The sequence below is a fragment of the Flavobacterium sp. genome, assembly GCF_043779715.1.
Classification (GTDB): domain Bacteria; phylum Bacteroidota; class Bacteroidia; order Flavobacteriales; family Flavobacteriaceae; genus Flavobacterium.
Genome location: NZ_JAYWDT010000240.1, coordinates 38,253 through 52,932, shown reverse-complemented (window position 1 = coordinate 52,932; position 14,680 = coordinate 38,253). Strand labels below are relative to the sequence as shown.

17 protein-coding genes are annotated in these 14,680 nt (G+C 31.0%); 13 read left to right on the top strand and 4 right to left on the bottom strand.

The features are described 5' to 3' along the window. Window positions 1-5: 5 nt before the first annotated feature. From ACH2BG_RS11695 to ACH2BG_RS11685, 3 genes are all read left to right on the top strand, one after another. The gene (locus ACH2BG_RS11695) at window positions 6-242 is read left to right on the top strand and encodes a helix-turn-helix domain-containing protein (RefSeq protein ID WP_395047873.1); all 237 of its coding nucleotides are present in this window, start codon (window positions 6-8) and stop codon (window positions 240-242) included. Between the two features lie 372 nt (window positions 243-614). Beyond that, complete coding sequence (locus ACH2BG_RS11690; protein ID WP_395047872.1) at window positions 615-1,796, top strand: DUF262 domain-containing protein; 1,182 nt, start codon at window positions 615-617, stop codon at window positions 1,794-1,796. Beyond that, window positions 1,789-2,520, top strand: coding sequence for a hypothetical protein (locus ACH2BG_RS11685; RefSeq protein ID WP_395047871.1), 732 nt, complete (start codon window positions 1,789-1,791; stop codon window positions 2,518-2,520). Before ACH2BG_RS11690 ends, ACH2BG_RS11685 begins: the two co-directional genes overlap by 8 nt. 42 nt (window positions 2,521-2,562) lie before the next feature. Here ACH2BG_RS11685 and ACH2BG_RS11680 read toward each other — a convergent pair whose 3' ends face one another. Both ACH2BG_RS11680 and ACH2BG_RS11675 read right to left on the bottom strand, forming a co-directional pair. Continuing rightward, entirely contained in the window at window positions 2,563-3,861 is a 1,299-nt protein-coding gene (locus ACH2BG_RS11680; RefSeq protein WP_395047882.1) for a reverse transcriptase domain-containing protein, read from the bottom strand. An 11-nt stretch (window positions 3,862-3,872) separates the two neighbouring features. Then, on the bottom strand, window positions 3,873-4,361 hold the full coding sequence (locus ACH2BG_RS11675; RefSeq protein WP_395047870.1) for a hypothetical protein: 489 nt from the start codon (window positions 4,359-4,361) through the stop codon (window positions 3,873-3,875). A 234-nt stretch (window positions 4,362-4,595) separates the two neighbouring features. Here ACH2BG_RS11675 and ACH2BG_RS11670 point away from each other — a divergent pair, with 234 nt between their 5' ends. Beyond that, the gene (locus ACH2BG_RS11670; RefSeq protein ID WP_395047869.1) at window positions 4,596-5,558 is read left to right on the top strand and encodes a BT4734/BF3469 family protein; all 963 of its coding nucleotides are present in this window, start codon (window positions 4,596-4,598) and stop codon (window positions 5,556-5,558) included. 199 nt (window positions 5,559-5,757) lie between these two features. Next, complete coding sequence (locus tag ACH2BG_RS11665) at window positions 5,758-6,519, top strand: S1/P1 nuclease (protein ID WP_395047868.1); 762 nt, start codon at window positions 5,758-5,760, stop codon at window positions 6,517-6,519. 55 nt (window positions 6,520-6,574) lie between these two features. Here the strand turns inward: ACH2BG_RS11665 and ACH2BG_RS11660 are convergent, their stop codons facing one another. Together ACH2BG_RS11660 and ACH2BG_RS11655 are read right to left on the bottom strand one after the other, a co-directional pair. Next, window positions 6,575-7,159 carry an ImmA/IrrE family metallo-endopeptidase gene (locus ACH2BG_RS11660; protein ID WP_395047867.1) on the bottom strand — a complete coding sequence of 195 codons (585 nt, stop codon included), beginning with the start codon at window positions 7,157-7,159 and terminating at the stop codon, window positions 6,575-6,577. 11 nt (window positions 7,160-7,170) lie between these two features. Continuing rightward, window positions 7,171-7,506, bottom strand: coding sequence for a helix-turn-helix domain-containing protein (locus ACH2BG_RS11655; protein ID WP_395047866.1), 336 nt, complete (start codon window positions 7,504-7,506; stop codon window positions 7,171-7,173). Window positions 7,507-7,642: 136 nt separating this feature from the next. Between ACH2BG_RS11655 and ACH2BG_RS11650 the strand changes: the two genes are divergently transcribed. From ACH2BG_RS11650 to ACH2BG_RS11615, 8 genes are all read left to right on the top strand, one after another. Next, window positions 7,643-7,867, top strand: coding sequence for a DUF2188 domain-containing protein (locus ACH2BG_RS11650; protein ID WP_395047865.1), 225 nt, complete (start codon window positions 7,643-7,645; stop codon window positions 7,865-7,867). A 5-nt stretch (window positions 7,868-7,872) separates the two neighbouring features. Next, window positions 7,873-8,679: a hypothetical protein gene (locus ACH2BG_RS11645; protein WP_395047864.1), complete on the top strand. Its 807-nt coding sequence runs from the start codon at window positions 7,873-7,875 to the stop codon at window positions 8,677-8,679. Next, window positions 8,676-9,815, top strand: coding sequence for a cyclic GMP-AMP synthase DncV-like nucleotidyltransferase (locus ACH2BG_RS11640; RefSeq protein WP_395047863.1), 1,140 nt, complete (start codon window positions 8,676-8,678; stop codon window positions 9,813-9,815). The genes ACH2BG_RS11645 and ACH2BG_RS11640 overlap by 4 nt, the downstream gene beginning before the upstream one ends. Window positions 9,816-9,819: 4 nt before the next feature. Continuing rightward, entirely contained in the window at window positions 9,820-10,218 is a 399-nt protein-coding gene (locus tag ACH2BG_RS11635) for a hypothetical protein (protein ID WP_395047862.1), read from the top strand. A 10-nt stretch (window positions 10,219-10,228) separates the two neighbouring features. Then, a complete protein-coding gene (locus ACH2BG_RS11630) occupies window positions 10,229-11,308 on the top strand; it encodes a hypothetical protein (protein ID WP_395047861.1) in 1,080 nt (359 codons plus the stop codon). Between the two features lie 584 nt (window positions 11,309-11,892). Next, window positions 11,893-12,618, top strand: a complete 726-nt coding sequence (locus tag ACH2BG_RS11625) for a DUF6088 family protein (protein WP_395047860.1) — start codon at window positions 11,893-11,895, stop codon at window positions 12,616-12,618. Then, window positions 12,615-13,604 carry a nucleotidyl transferase AbiEii/AbiGii toxin family protein gene (locus ACH2BG_RS11620; RefSeq protein WP_395047859.1) on the top strand — a complete coding sequence of 330 codons (990 nt, stop codon included), beginning with the start codon at window positions 12,615-12,617 and terminating at the stop codon, window positions 13,602-13,604. Before ACH2BG_RS11625 ends, ACH2BG_RS11620 begins: the two co-directional genes overlap by 4 nt. 201 nt (window positions 13,605-13,805) lie before the next feature. Beyond that, window positions 13,806-14,648, top strand: coding sequence for an RteC domain-containing protein (locus ACH2BG_RS11615; protein WP_395047858.1), 843 nt, complete (start codon window positions 13,806-13,808; stop codon window positions 14,646-14,648). Window positions 14,649-14,680 lie beyond the last annotated feature (32 nt).

Below are 14,680 nucleotides of genomic sequence, written 5' to 3'. Positions count from 1 at the left end.
TAACTATGCACGAATCACTTGATGACATAGAAAGATACTTAATAAAAAGAGTAAAAGAATTGAGAGAAAAGAAAGGTCTTAGCCAAGTTTCTCTGTCTTTAGCTTTAGGAAAAAGTACTACTTTCATATCTGATATTGAAGCTCCATCAAAAAAAGCAAAGTACAATGTCAAACATTTAAATGATATTGCAAAAATATTTGAATGTTCTCCTAAAGACTTCTGGCCAGAAAAGCCATTATAAAGAAATATTTGAAAGATGCCTGGGCATCTTTTTTTGTGCAATAAATTCATATTTGTAGTATTCAATTCCGGAATCACACACTATACTTCTTGCTTTAACAATACAAAATGCTGAGGTTTGCAACCAAATCAAGTAAATCAAATCTTGATTTTTTTAAACAGTATGGTATGGTACGAAATAGTAGGTCTTGTTATAATAGTAATAGTTGGTGCATTCCTAAGAGGTAAAATCTATGAGAATAAAAAGAACTTCTTTAAAAATGATTAGTTGGAAGGATAGAAAAAAGTAAAGAAAATAATTTATATTTGACATTTCACACTTCTTAATTACAGAAAATAAATTAGCTGCTAAAAATATAAAAATTAGTTATATATGGATAATAGAGTTTTTTATGGAGAGTATTCTCTAGAACATTGGATTGATTTAATTTTAAAACAAAACATTATTCTTCCAGATTATCAACGATATTTTGTTTGGAACGAAAGAAAAGTAGAAACCTTAATCAATACTTTCAAGAAAAAGCAATTTGTTCCTCCAGTAACAATTGGAGCTTTTAAAATTGGAAATGCTAACCAAAATTTACTTCTTGACGGACAGCAAAGGTTAACTAGCATATTACTGGCGTACTTAGGGCTATATCCCGATAAAACAATCTATAAATTGACTCAAGAAAGATTCGCCAGTGAAATAGATGAGGAAGATGAAGAGGACGATTCGCTTGACAATATCTTCGAATGGAAATTTAACTTATTGACTGAGAAAGGAAAAAATAGAGAACAAATACTCAGTAGAATAACCGAGGGCAATTATAAAAATATAAATTTAAACATTGACGAGGAGTTTCTAAAAACGACATTTCTCGGTTTTTCATATTTAGTTCCCGATATTGCAAACAGCGATCAAATCCAACAGAAATATTATTCATCAGTTTTTCGTAATATAAATGTTCAGGGACAAGTTCTCCTGCCGCAAGAAAGCCGAGCATCATTATACTTTCTAGATAAAAATTTAGGCGATTTTTTTGACCCAAAATTTGTCCGGTTTATTATTAGTAGAAGCGGTAGTGCTGAATCCAAGGCAGACTTTGTTCGATATCTTTCTTTATTATCACAGTATATAAAAGATGGCAACACGAATAAAGTGGCAAGAGGTTACAAACCTAAAATGGAAACTTATTATGAAGAATACATATATTCTGTAGTAGGCGAGAATGATTCATCATTATTTGTTGATTTTTCAACTATTTTTAATGACCGAAATTATAGTGAACGTTTTGAACATCTAAAGGAGAGTATTACTTCCTTGGAAACACCTACACAATACACATCTATTATCGATTTAGATTTGTATTTGTTTGGATTAATATATACTATCGTTTTTCAAAACAAGGTATTAGATATTACCAAAAAAGATCTTCTAAAAGAAAAACTTGACGAAAAAATAAGATTATTCAAAGCAGATCCATCACACACTAGAGCTCCAAACGCACTAAAGTATTTGAAGTCCCGCATTGATTCTTCAATTGATATTTATAAAACTTTTCTAAATGCATAATCACAGTCAATTCATTTTATCGCCAATTTCCGATATATTAAAAGATGTTGTTTCTGCTAGTGCTGGAATCGGCAGTGGTATTGAAACATTCCCAATGTGCGACTATGTTATGCAATCTGTTTTTCTAAAAATGACTGGTTCGCAAGAACAAAAAATGAAATGTATCTGCTGGGAAATGGCTACTAATGATTTCGAATATAGATATCATTTTACCAAAATGCCATTGGGCGAATGTTCGACTTTCAAAGACAAACAAACAATTTATAAAGATTTAATTAAGCAAATAAAAAAATACAATTCAAGCTTTAATGTCTTAACTGAAATCAATAAAGCGGAAATCTTATCCACTACAACTTCAGAACTGACAAATAGGTTTTTAAATACAAATTTGTCAATTTGGGCACAAAAGAGTTTTAACGAATACAGCACGATTTGGAACAGTATTTTAATTTCATCTTTCGCAAATGACGATAACACATTATTTGCAGCAGGAACTACTGACAATTCTTTGAAAAGAATATACGAAGAACATTTATACAAACGCAGGAATAAAATAGCACACAATACCCAATCATATCAGCAAAATTTGCCAACCTTAAAAACACTGCTTGGAGAAAATATTAAGTATGAGAATTATTTTGTTTATTTCGGAGTATTAATACTAATCGACAAAATCTTTGTGGAACTATATAAAAAATACTTAATAGTACTAGAAGATAATTAACTATAAAAAAAAGTTTATTTGGTGTTTATTCATTTAAGTAAACTATTTATGCTTTAAAAAATTATAATAACTATAAGCACCACCAAAGCGAAGTTTTTTTAATTCATCGGGAAAGGTAGCGTTATCGTTAGGTTTTTCAACTTTTCGCAGCTCTCTTCGAATTCTATTAATTTGAAGGTTTCTCCTTTTATCCAAATGTCTTATCTGTTTCTTACTTATTCTATTCTTTTCAAGTTTTTTAAATCCATTTGTCCAACAAAATCCCTGCTCTAATGGCTTTCTGTGATTATGGATGGTTACTCTTCCTACTGACATCGAAATTAATCGCTGTTGCATTCTAAAAACAATTTGGTCTTTGGATAATCTAGCATACTCATCTTCCACTTCCATGTGTCTGTGAAGTTTTCCTAGTGCCTTTATGACCTTTTGGGTTTCAAATATTTGTTTTTTAGTTTCCTTTTTCAAGGTAGACTTCCTTACTCTTATCCGCTTATGATAGTCAACTTGATACCCAACAAACGATACCCAAGGAACATTATTTTCATTAGAGTTTTTGTCTCCCCAAAAAAAAGGTTCTTTTGACTTTGATTCCCAAAAATCATGACTTGTCAAACGATTTTTATAATTTACAAATTTCTCCGGAGCATGAAATAAGAGATAATTATCATCAATACCCTTCATATATATTTTTAATGCTTCCAAACATTTTTTTTCATCAGGATGCATTAAAACCATATCGTCACAATATCGAATATAAAAAATTGAACTATCATATTGCTTAACGCTAACATCTACATCATGTAAAATTAGATTTGCTATAAAACAAGAGATAGCATTACCCTGTGGTACTCCAATTTTGTGTGTTTCTGTATAATTAGAGCCAAACTTTGCATTTAATTGGCTCTCAACCCACTTAAACTTTCCAAATGGTAAGTTTTTAGATTCAAACCAAGCTGCATCTAAACTTAAAATGCTTTGTTGAAAATTGAATGATTCGAGAAATAAATTAAAAATTTTTCTCGCTCGTATGTCAAATATAAACCCAGATTTTTTTTCAACCACCGTTGTATGCTTATCCAAAACCTTAAGTATATGATTGTGCTGTACTGTATCAAAAAATTTCTGAATATCACACTCTGACACCCACAAATCAGGATGTTGATTCTTGTAAACTAAAATTTCTTGTATACAATCATGATGGTCAGGAACCCTATCATCAGTATTTTTTGGTCTAAAGGCAAAAGAACAATTTAGTTTGGCAAAAAGGGGCTCAAAATAATTTACTAAATACCTTGAAGTTAAAGAACATATTATTTTGTCTTTGTATTCATATAAAGCAATAGGTCTGTATATTATATTATGGTGTTATGCTTTACCCCTTCTATAATCTCATGCTTTATTTCCTTTTTAATCCCCAGAATATCTGGTTTACTAAATATAAATGAAGATATTTCGATATTGTCAATATCATCTTTTATTTCATTCACAAAATCGATAAGTTGTTTATACCACTCAGCAGGAATACCTCCTCTTGTATCAACTTCCCTTTTTGCTGTTTCATATGATTTATAAAGACGCTTTCTATTAATACTTAAAGTATCTACATAGGTTTTCCTTTCAATTTCATTTAATTTTTTCCAATCTCTTCTTGAAGGAAATAACTTTTGTAGAAACTTGAAATTCTCTTGCTCATCGGTTATCAAAACTTTATTAGTAGATTTATGCAAACTAACATTTCTAATCATGTGTTTCGCATGTCGCTTATTAGCCTCATTTGCCCTATATTTACAGAGCAACTTAATAATATTTTCCTCTGTGAAATAAGAATTTAAATCTGTCATTAATTTGCAAATAAAAAGCGTAGCCGGAAATTAAATAATAGATGAATAAAGACTGTCTACCGATGAACTCAATACACAATCGAGCCAGAAAATAAAATAATCAGGACCCTTATGACCCGCGGATTTTTCGGTTGATTTCTCTTCCTAGGCCAAATAGCCCTCCTGTTTAAAATGATGTTATACATAACACCCTTAGCTACGCATTAAACAAATATAACTATTTTTGCATACTGTATGAAAAAACTTTCGGAAATCAGAATTACTCAGTTTCAAAATATGACTGCCAAACAAGGCGTTAGTATATTATTGTTTGATGAATTGAAAAATATTAAAACTGGTAAGTATAAAGATTTGATATTAAAATGCAGAGCGGCTCTAGCTGCTAATAATAAGGAATTGTATGTTGTGCTCAAAAGTAAATTACCAGCTGTAACTTTTTGTGCAGAATTCGCGAATGTTAGAAAAGCTTCAGAGTTAACAATATATAACAATCTTATGATTTTAGATATTGACAATTTATCTAGTAACGAACTAATAGATATCAAAACAATACTTTCTAATGATAAATATATTTTATCATTTTGGGATTCTCCTTCTGGCAACGGGCTAAAAGGGTTGATAAAAATTAATAGTAATTACGAAAAACATAAAGCTATTTTTAACTCCTTGAAAAATTACTTTATTGATAACTATGAAATCGAACTTGATGTTAGCGGTAAAGATATCTCAAGACTTTGCTTTTCCTCATGGGATGAAAACATATTCTTTAATTCTAATGCTGAAGTATATGTTGATTTTTTAGAAGAAAATAAAAAAAAGAGTTCAAAAAAATCAGAAGGTCTAATCAAAAGTATTTCCCTCTTAAAAAGTGCTTATGCCACTGAAGGTCTCAATAAAGTCGAAGATAGAAATACGATTAGACAAATTATAAAATATCTAACTAAAAGAAATTTATCAATAACAGAAACACATGATGATTGGCTTAAAGTTTCTTTTGCTATCGCATCAGCTTTTAGTTATGATGTAGGTGAGAAATATTTCTTATCACTTTGTCGCTTAGATCAAGTGAAACATAATGAAGAAAAATCAATTAACCTTTTAAAGTCTAGTTACAATAATCGAAAATTAGATATTGATAATGCAATTACTTTTGCAACAATAATATTTTTTGCAAAAAATAAAGGGTTTAAAATTTAATCTAAATTTTGACTTAACAGAAGTTATTTAGAAATTGCGTCAGATTATTTATCATTTTAAAACAGTTAAAATATGATAGGGCTAATTAATGGTTGTATTGGCAATAAACAACAATTGAGAAGACTTATGATTTGCAATCAGCACTTCTTTTGAAGTAAAAGAAAAAAACCTACCTTTCGAAACTTTTAATAATCAAAAAATGAAACGATATATTTTTCTCACAATAATAGTATTCACAGCTTTCCAATCTACAACTTCCTTTGCCTGGGGTAAAAAAGGACATTCATTAGTTGCAGAAGTAGCATTTAATTATTTAGATCCAGCTACAAGAAAAGTATTGTTAGAATATCTTGATGGAATGACCATTCAGGATGCCGCAAATTGGATGGATGATATTAAAAGCGACAAGGCTTACGATTATCTTAGAAAATTACATTACATAAATGCAGAGAGAGGTCAGAAAATAACCGCAAACAACGAAGAGAATATTATTGGTGCGTTAACTAAAACAATAGAAGAACTAAAAAATCACAAAACACTTTCTAAAGAAGAAGTAAAAACAAAACTATGCATTCTGTTTCATTTAGTAGGCGATTTACACCAACCATTACACGTAGGTTATGGAGAGGATAAAGGTGGAAACAACTACCAGATAAACTTTTATGGGCGGGGAACTAACCTCCACTCATTCTACGATTCTGGAATTATAGAGTATAAAACTTTGTCATTACCACAATGCCTAAAAGCAAAAACCTATTCAAAAGAAGAAGTAGCGCAGATTGAGAAAATCGATGTGATAGAATGGGCAAACCAATCGAGAAGTTATTTACCAATAATTTACAAAACTTACGGAGCCAAAATAAATGACTCATATGTTGATGCAAACTTTATAATTATTCAGGAACAGATCCAGAAAGCCGGCATAAGATTATCAAGCGTATTAAAAGATATTTTTAAATAATTTTGAAGTTTTGTTTTGGACGTGACTTCATACTTTGTAATTTAAAAATTCAATTTTAAACTGCCTTTTGAAATTGTTTGTTAACTCCAGTAGAGCTAATTCTAAAATTAACCATTTCCATGCTAGCATTATAATGACGTGCAATTTCAGCATTTGTCATTTTAGTCTTTTTAGCCCATAAAAGACATGGGCGTGATAATTGCATTGTCGCACCTAAATAAATTGCTTCATCCTCTTGATTTCTATCAAAATCACGCATCCCAAGGGGTAAAACAATTCCTTCTGGACGTGCTTTAATCTCGTGTTCACAAATAATATGCGCAATCTCATGCATAATATTGCTTTGCTGTCGAGCAGCTGTATGAAAATTGTTATGGATGATAATTCGATTGCCTGCCTTAGTGAGCATTGTTAAAGCACTCCAACCATACTCCTCACAAACTTTACCTTCTAATTTTTGCAATTCAAATTCGTCTGTTATAAACTCAGTAGCATTATAAACAGGAATACTCAAATATTTAGCAACCTTAAAGGCGCAAAGTGGTGCACAAGCATGCACTCCAAGTTTCTGACGATAATCGAGCGCTATGCGTTCGGCTTTGGATTTAAATCCGCGAATTAGGGTAGTTTTCGTTGCCAATAGATATACGCTTATTTAGTTTCATAAGCCATGTCAATCATCTTGATAAGCATATTGACGGTATCTTTACTTAATTCTTTTTCTGCTCTGAGATGAGCTACTACATGATCTTTGTTAGAAATAATTTTATTTTGGATTTCGCCAATAATAAAGGTGTCGGTTGTAACCTTGAGCCAACTACAGATACTTATAAAGGTGTCTACGTCTGGAATTTTCCCTTGCTCAATCCTTGATAATGTAGCTGCACTTACATTTCCAATTTCTTCAGCAATAGTTCGTAAACCTTTACCTTCTCTTTTACTTTTTAACATTCCTGCTAAAAGGTCTGTGTTAAGTGTTGATTGCATGTTGATAAGTTTTATGTATTAAACACTGTTTCATTAGTGCAACAATCAAAATTAATATTTATCTTTGTTGCAACAAAACAATTGTTTATCTTATATATGCAACAAAAGTATAACTAAATTATTAATAAAAATCATCATGAGCAAGAAAAATCAACATGTTGTTCCTAAAGGGGACAATTGGGAAGTAAAAGGAGCTGGTAATAGTAAAGCTACTAAAGTAGTTTCAACTCAGACTGAAGCAATAAAAATTGCAAGGAACATTGCAATCAATCAGAAATCCGAAATGTTTATTCATAGACCGAATGGGCAAATAAGAGAAAGGAATACATATGGAAAAGATAATTTTCCACCTAAAGGATAGACAAAATGAATGTAAAAGGAAAAATAAGTTTCATTATTGGTTTGACAGGACTGATATTTTGTAGTGTCTTCCTAACAGGTGAGGCACAAAGTACCGTTTTTAAGATTGCTTTAGGGCTTTTAATAGCAAGTATTATTGATTTTATAGTATTTCTTTATGATAATAAAAAACATTGGAAATTGCTTGTAACAAAAATATGGAAATCAAATGCTCCTGTAAGGGTAACTGTGGCATATCTTTTCAGAATAGAACATAACGGAAAATACATGCTGATAAAAAGGCATAAAGAAGATTTTATTGGATTTCAGCCTGTAGGTGGTGCTTACAAATATTTTAAAGAAGAGAACAGAGAAAATTTCGATAAACTTGGCATAATTCCATGCAATGAGGTTCCAAGAGATAGTGCTACAGAAAATGACTTGAGAATTAAAATAAATAAACGAAAGAATCTGATTGATTTTTTTAAATGGTTTAATAGTAGGAAAAATAGAGAAATTGACCCTTGGCGAGAATTTTTTGAGGAATTAATAGAACCTGGTTATTTACCTGCGGAACATTTTAAACATATAAAGTATGCTTTCCTATTTGACCATCAGGAAGGTATTCTTAGAAACGAGGATTATCCAATTGATCAATTCAGACATGCAGACATTTTTGAATTACGAATAGAAACTGATGCTCAAAGACAAGCGATAAAAGCTTTGGCTAATAATGATAATATAGCATTTGTTACTGCTGAAGAAATTAAAAAAGGAGCAACTGCTTCTGGAGTTAGAATATTACCACATACATTTAAAATATTACCAAGATGATACAATTTCAAGACAAAAATATCCAATTAGACGACCTACTTGATAGGATGGCTGAATCATTGCAATTGGATAAAACACGTTATGACTTAATGATTCAGCATTATGAAGCTATAAAAAAATGGATTGAAGCAGATGAACTGTTTTTCAAACCTTTTAAGTATGAATTATATCCACATGGCTCGGTTAGAATTCGAACTACTGTAAAACCAATCGGTAAAGATGAATTCGATTTAGATATTGCACTGCATCTTAAGGCTCAATGGAATAATCATACTCCAGAAAAAATCTATGCCGAACTAAAAAGAAGGTTGTCAGAACATTCTGTTTACAAGGAAAAAATGGAATTGAAAAACCGTTGTATTAGGTTAAATTATGCAGGAGATTTCCATATGGATATTTTACCAGGAATACAGGAAAACGAATGGGATGAAGATAAACTTCGTGTACCAGACCGTCAATTAGGATATTGGGTTAGTTCCAATCCAAGAGGTTATGCAAAATGGTTTCTCAACAAAGCAAACACTATAAAAGTAAGTTTGTTAGAAAAAGCACTTCGTGCCGAAAATTTACCTTCAAATGACTATGAAAACAAGAAGCCGCTACAAAGAGCAGTACAATTGATAAAGACGTATAGAGATATTTATTTTCAGAAAGATGACACCTATAAAACTTCAAGCATTGTTCTAACAACAATTGCTGGACAATACTATAATGGTGAAGATAGTATATTTTTAGCAGTAGAAAATATTGTCAATCAGATAAGAAGAAATACTTTCAATATTCCAGCTAGGATTAAAGTACTCAATCCAGTAAATGCCGAAGAAGATTTTACAGACAAATGGGAAAGTGAGCCAAAGTACTATGAAGCATTCAAAGCCTTTTGCGAACATCTTTATGTGCAATGGCAGGAACTTAAAAAAGAAAATGGAATTATAACTGAAGGTAGGATATTAAAAGACTTATTCGGTGATGATTTGTATATGAAGGCACAAATTTCGCAGACAGATGTGATTGATAAGGCAAGAAATAATAATCAATTAGGAATAGATAAAAAAACGGAAACATTAGGTGCATTGGGTGTGGCTTCAATAGCTCCCATAAAATCAAATACTTTTTTTGGAGATAATGAAGATTAAAAATTTGAACAGGGATAAAACGATAGTAGAGCAAGTAAATACTATCAAAGCAAAGTACTCTTCATGGAAAGTCAATTTTGACGCTTTGCAGCTTAAAGCTACTGGTATAATACAGCCAACAACTAGAAGTGAAAAGTATACTATTGAAATTAAGTTTCATCTTTTAAAACCTATTCAAGTTAGAGTAATTAATCCTATCTTAGTGGTAAATGAATCTGGTGAGAAAATACCTCACATGTATTCACAGGAAACATTGTGTCTTTATATGCCAAAGTATTCTGAATTTACTAGGAAAAATTATATTAGTACAACAATTATTCCGTGGACGTATTTATGGCTGTATTATTATGAACTATGGCATACAACTGGAAAATGGCTGGGCGGAGGCGAACATATAGAATAAAAGAGTAATTATGAGAAAACAAGATAAACACATTGTTACAGGAGTCATTGTGGCATTTGTATTAGCATCCATTTTGGATTATTATCAACAGAAAGAACGGTTAAAAAAACAGGGACAAAAGTTAACGTTGGATAATTATAACGGATTCCAAACAGTAAAAAAAGCAGCGATTTTAGGAATTGCAGGAGGTTTCATAGGAAATGAAATCTATAAATTCAATTTTCAGGAAGATGCTAAAAAACCATTTTCAAGTGATACTTTCCTTAAAAATATACTTGCAACGCAAAATGTAAATTCAAATCCAACGAAATTGCTGGAATTAAAATCAATTACTAAGGAAGTTAAAGCCACTTTATATGATGCGTTTGAGGACCAACTAGTCAATTATCCAGAGAGTGTAGGTTCTCTGACTAAAAAGACAGCGATTGCAGGCACTTTCGATTCTGATATTGTTTTACCGATAAAAAAAGAAAATCAGTTCGGAAATCTATCAAATTTATCAAATGAGATTCATAACAAAATCGAAGATTTATTTGGAGAAAAAGCGAAAGTAATAAAGCGAAGAAGAGTAACAAGTTTAATTTTTGAGGGAACTGATTGTAATCATAAACTAGATATCGCTTACGGTAAAGAAATTGATAATTATAAAATAGATCAAAAGTTAAACTTATATATTCGTCCAAACTATTTTTGGCAAAGTGGCAAGAGTTTTAAAACTAATGTTGCTATTCAAAAAAAACTACTAATTAATAAACCTAGAGTTAGGGATGTTATTAAAACATTAAAAGCATATAGGGATAGAAATAATTTAGACCTAAATAATATAGTAATTGAGCAGTTATGTCTTGAAGCATTATCTGTAAACAATTTTGGAAATGAATCTTCAATTAGTGAAAATTTGAAAAGGTGTATGGAGCATATTGCATTTAAATTTTCTAAAAATAGGATTTTAGACTATGCTAATTCCAATCATAATTTACTAAACAACATTGATTATTCTAGCAAGCAAAACATTTTGAGCGTTGTAGTCAATGATATTTCTAAAATCAAATCAAATCCACATTATACTAAAGAAATATTTCATCAATAATGAAACAAAAATTACTCTTTACTACTTTTATCTTTTTTCTACCAATACTTCAAAAATTAATTATCATCAATCCACTTGCAGGGATTCAATTTGATATTAAATTTTTCATAGCTAGTTTATTGGTTTTATTAGCTTTACTGATAATTACAGTAGTATATTTTTGTGTTGCTGTAATAAGTTGGATAAATTCCGGCTTCAAACTCCAAAAGCTGTTTCATTGTTTAATAAGCTTATTGGCTATTTTTTGCATTTATTATTCTATAAAATCAGTTGTCAAAAGCAAAACAATAAGACTTAAAAACACACTCCAAAATATTCCTAATCTACTTATCAGACGGAATACTGAGTTAGTTTAATTAACAAATAAATTGATAGCACGGTTGAAACAACCGTGCTATCGCGCATGCATTTTATTACTTTAAAAAAGTGTGGTAAAGTTAGTCTTTTTTTTCGAGAAAGTCAAGTCTATAAAATGAACTAAAGCAGTGTTTAACAAAGCTAAGTAAAATATTTTGTCAAGTATATTGCTTCGTTTACTTGACAAATAAAAAAAATAACATATCTTTGTAAAACAATTACGAAACATGACAATTTCAAGTAAAATAGAAAACAAAGTAAAAAAGCTGCCAATAGGCACTACATTCACCTATCAAACACTTGCTGTAAAATCAGAGGAATACGCTGCTACAGCTAAAACATTAGAGCGTTTAATAAAGAAAGGAATGTTAAAGCGCGCATCTACCGGAGTGTTTTACAAACCAAAACAAACTGTTTTTGGTGAATTAAAACCAAGAGAAGAAGAACTTTTAAAAAACTATCTATTCGAAAATGATAAAAGAATTGCATACATAACCGGACTAAGTTTATACAATCGACTGGGCTTAACAACACAAGTACCTAAAGTCATTAAAATTGCAAGCCGAGACAAACGAATTTTTGTTTCCATCGGAAATATAAAAGGAAAACCTGTAAAAAGTTACATCGATGTTTCTGATAAAAACTACTACATATTAGAAATTTTAGACGCACTAAAGGATTTTAAGCAAATTCCAGATATGAATAAAAGATCAGCAGTGCTACTTTTAGCAAACGAAATGAAAAAATGGAGTGAAAAAGATAAAAATCTGCTGGTAAAATACGCCTTAAAATACCCACCAAGAGTTCGTGCAATTTTAGGAGCAATAATTGAATATTTTGAAATAGCCAACGAAATAAAGCCTTTAAAAGAAAGTCTAAACCCACTTTCGCAATATGAATATAAAATTACCGAAGATATTTTACCGAATGCCAAAAACTGGAACATAGTATGACACTACACGAAAATAAAGAGCTATATAACGATGCAATTCTTGCAACAGCACAGCAAAAAGGAATTAAGGAAATTTATGTCGAAAAAGATTACTGGGTTACACTGGCATTACACCGAATTTTTACTTCGGATATTGGAAAGGAAGCTGTCTTTAAAGGCGGAACAGCATTATCAAAATGCTACAACATAATCGAACGATTTTCAGAAGATATTGATATGGTCATTCTCAGAAATGAGGCAGAAACTGGAAATCAGTTAAAAACCAAAATCAAGAAAATTTCAAATGTAGTTGCCGAAATTTTACCAGAAATTGAGGTGGAAGGAATTACAAATAAAATGGGAATGATTCGAAAAACAGCACACAGCTACACCAAAACCTTTGAAGGTCAATTTGGTCAAGTTCGTGATATTATCATTGTAGAATCTACTTGGTTAGGAAGCTTCGAACCATATACTAATGCAACAGTCACTTCCTTTGTCTCAGAAATGATGAAAGAAAACAACCAAGAAGAATTGATAAACCAATACAATTTAAATCCATTCGAAGTCCTTGTATTAAGTCTGGAGCGCACACTTTGTGAAAAAATAATGAGCTTAATGCGTTTTTCATTTACCGAAGATCCAATTACCGACTTAAACAACAAAATCAGACACATTTACGACATACATAAATTGTTGGAGAAAGAAGAAATTAAGACTTTTTTCCTATCAAATGAGTTTGACAGTTTATTGCTAATTGTTGCAAATGACGATGTAATAAGTTTTAAGAATAATAACGGTTGGCTCGACAATCATCCGGCAATAGCTATGATTTATGCCAACATTGAAAACACTTGGAATCAATTACGCAATACCTACAATACAACATTCAAAGAATTAGTATATGGAGAACTACCAACCGAAAAACAAATCTTGGCAACTCTTAATACGGTAAAGGAAAGACTAGAGAAAGTCGACTGGAAAGTCGATAGAGAAACTTTCTCTTAAAAGATATTAACCAACTCTACTATAAATAAAATCTGTGAAAATCCGTTTAATCTGTGTTCCAAAACTCTGAGCAAAGCGAAGAAAATGTGTTATTCAATTCGGGAATCAAACCTGTTCAATTCGGGAATACAACACCAAACCACTTGCAACAATAACACTACTCCAATAGATTTGCTTTCTATCAAACTAAAACAGTAGCGTATGAAATTGTTTTCCGAACAACTAATGTCTGAACTAGACAAACAACTACAAGGCATTCATTCCGAAACAGACAATACAGTTCAATACGCAGAATTAGCAATCAAAACGCTTATTCCAATTTTTGAAAACCTGAAAACAAAATTCCTAAAGCATACGTTTACAAACAAATCAGAGGAAATTAGTTTCTTTCGCGATACCAAACCGCAATTTGCGGCCAAACTAATTTACTACAACGAAATCTACAATATAGAAACCAATAAGCCATTCGGTTCCAAAAAAGCAATCCGAAAATACTTCAATCTCGAACTAGTCAAACTGCAAACGTTTTATAATGAGAATAAAGACTTCTACAAATATTACAGAACGGATAATAAAAGTTTAGATCACAAATATTTTCTACGAGGAAAGCACGATTTAAGGCATACATTGGACAGCTTCTACTTTCAAGCAGATAATAGATTTTCAACATCACACGATTATAAAGTAGCTAAAATTCTAGCAAACGAAAAGATAAAAAGCTACATAGATAATGAGATTTTAAAACTAGAACAAAAAGAAGAAACCATTACTAATGTCATAAACCCCAAAACTCAAAAATGGACTGGATCAAAAGTGGGACTAATCGAATTAATTTATGCACTGCACACCGAAGGTGTTTTTAATCACGGCACATCCGAACTAAAAGAAGTAACCACTTTTTTTGAAACTACTTTCAATATCAATTTAGGACAATTCAACCGTGCCTTTCTAGAAATCCGTACTAGAAAATCAGAAAGAACAAAATTCCTAAACACCTTAAAAGAAAAACTAATACTGCGCATGGAAGATGCTGACGAAAATTAATATGGGCTGTCAAAAATTGACAACCCATATTC

Excerpts from the sequence above, each read along its gene's own strand:
- ACH2BG_RS11695 (WP_395047873.1), top strand. The coding sequence starts at position 6 with ATGCACGAATCACTTGATGACATAGAAAGATACTTAATAAAAAGAGTA.
- ACH2BG_RS11690 (WP_395047872.1), top strand. The coding sequence starts at position 615 with ATGGATAATAGAGTTTTTTATGGAGAGTATTCTCTAGAACATTGGATT.
- ACH2BG_RS11685 (WP_395047871.1), top strand. The coding sequence starts at position 1,789 with ATGCATAATCACAGTCAATTCATTTTATCGCCAATTTCCGATATATTA.
- ACH2BG_RS11675 (WP_395047870.1), bottom strand. The coding sequence starts at position 4,361 with ATGACAGATTTAAATTCTTATTTCACAGAGGAAAATATTATTAAGTTG.
- ACH2BG_RS11670 (WP_395047869.1), top strand. The coding sequence starts at position 4,596 with ATGAAAAAACTTTCGGAAATCAGAATTACTCAGTTTCAAAATATGACT.
- ACH2BG_RS11665 (WP_395047868.1), top strand. The coding sequence starts at position 5,758 with ATGAAACGATATATTTTTCTCACAATAATAGTATTCACAGCTTTCCAA.
- ACH2BG_RS11655 (WP_395047866.1), bottom strand. The coding sequence starts at position 7,506 with ATGCAATCAACACTTAACACAGACCTTTTAGCAGGAATGTTAAAAAGT.
- ACH2BG_RS11650 (WP_395047865.1), top strand. The coding sequence starts at position 7,643 with ATGAGCAAGAAAAATCAACATGTTGTTCCTAAAGGGGACAATTGGGAA.
- ACH2BG_RS11645 (WP_395047864.1), top strand. The coding sequence starts at position 7,873 with ATGAATGTAAAAGGAAAAATAAGTTTCATTATTGGTTTGACAGGACTG.
- ACH2BG_RS11640 (WP_395047863.1), top strand. The coding sequence starts at position 8,676 with ATGATACAATTTCAAGACAAAAATATCCAATTAGACGACCTACTTGAT.
- ACH2BG_RS11630 (WP_395047861.1), top strand. The coding sequence starts at position 10,229 with ATGAGAAAACAAGATAAACACATTGTTACAGGAGTCATTGTGGCATTT.
- ACH2BG_RS11625 (WP_395047860.1), top strand. The coding sequence starts at position 11,893 with ATGACAATTTCAAGTAAAATAGAAAACAAAGTAAAAAAGCTGCCAATA.
- ACH2BG_RS11620 (WP_395047859.1), top strand. The coding sequence starts at position 12,615 with ATGACACTACACGAAAATAAAGAGCTATATAACGATGCAATTCTTGCA.
- ACH2BG_RS11615 (WP_395047858.1), top strand. The coding sequence starts at position 13,806 with ATGAAATTGTTTTCCGAACAACTAATGTCTGAACTAGACAAACAACTA.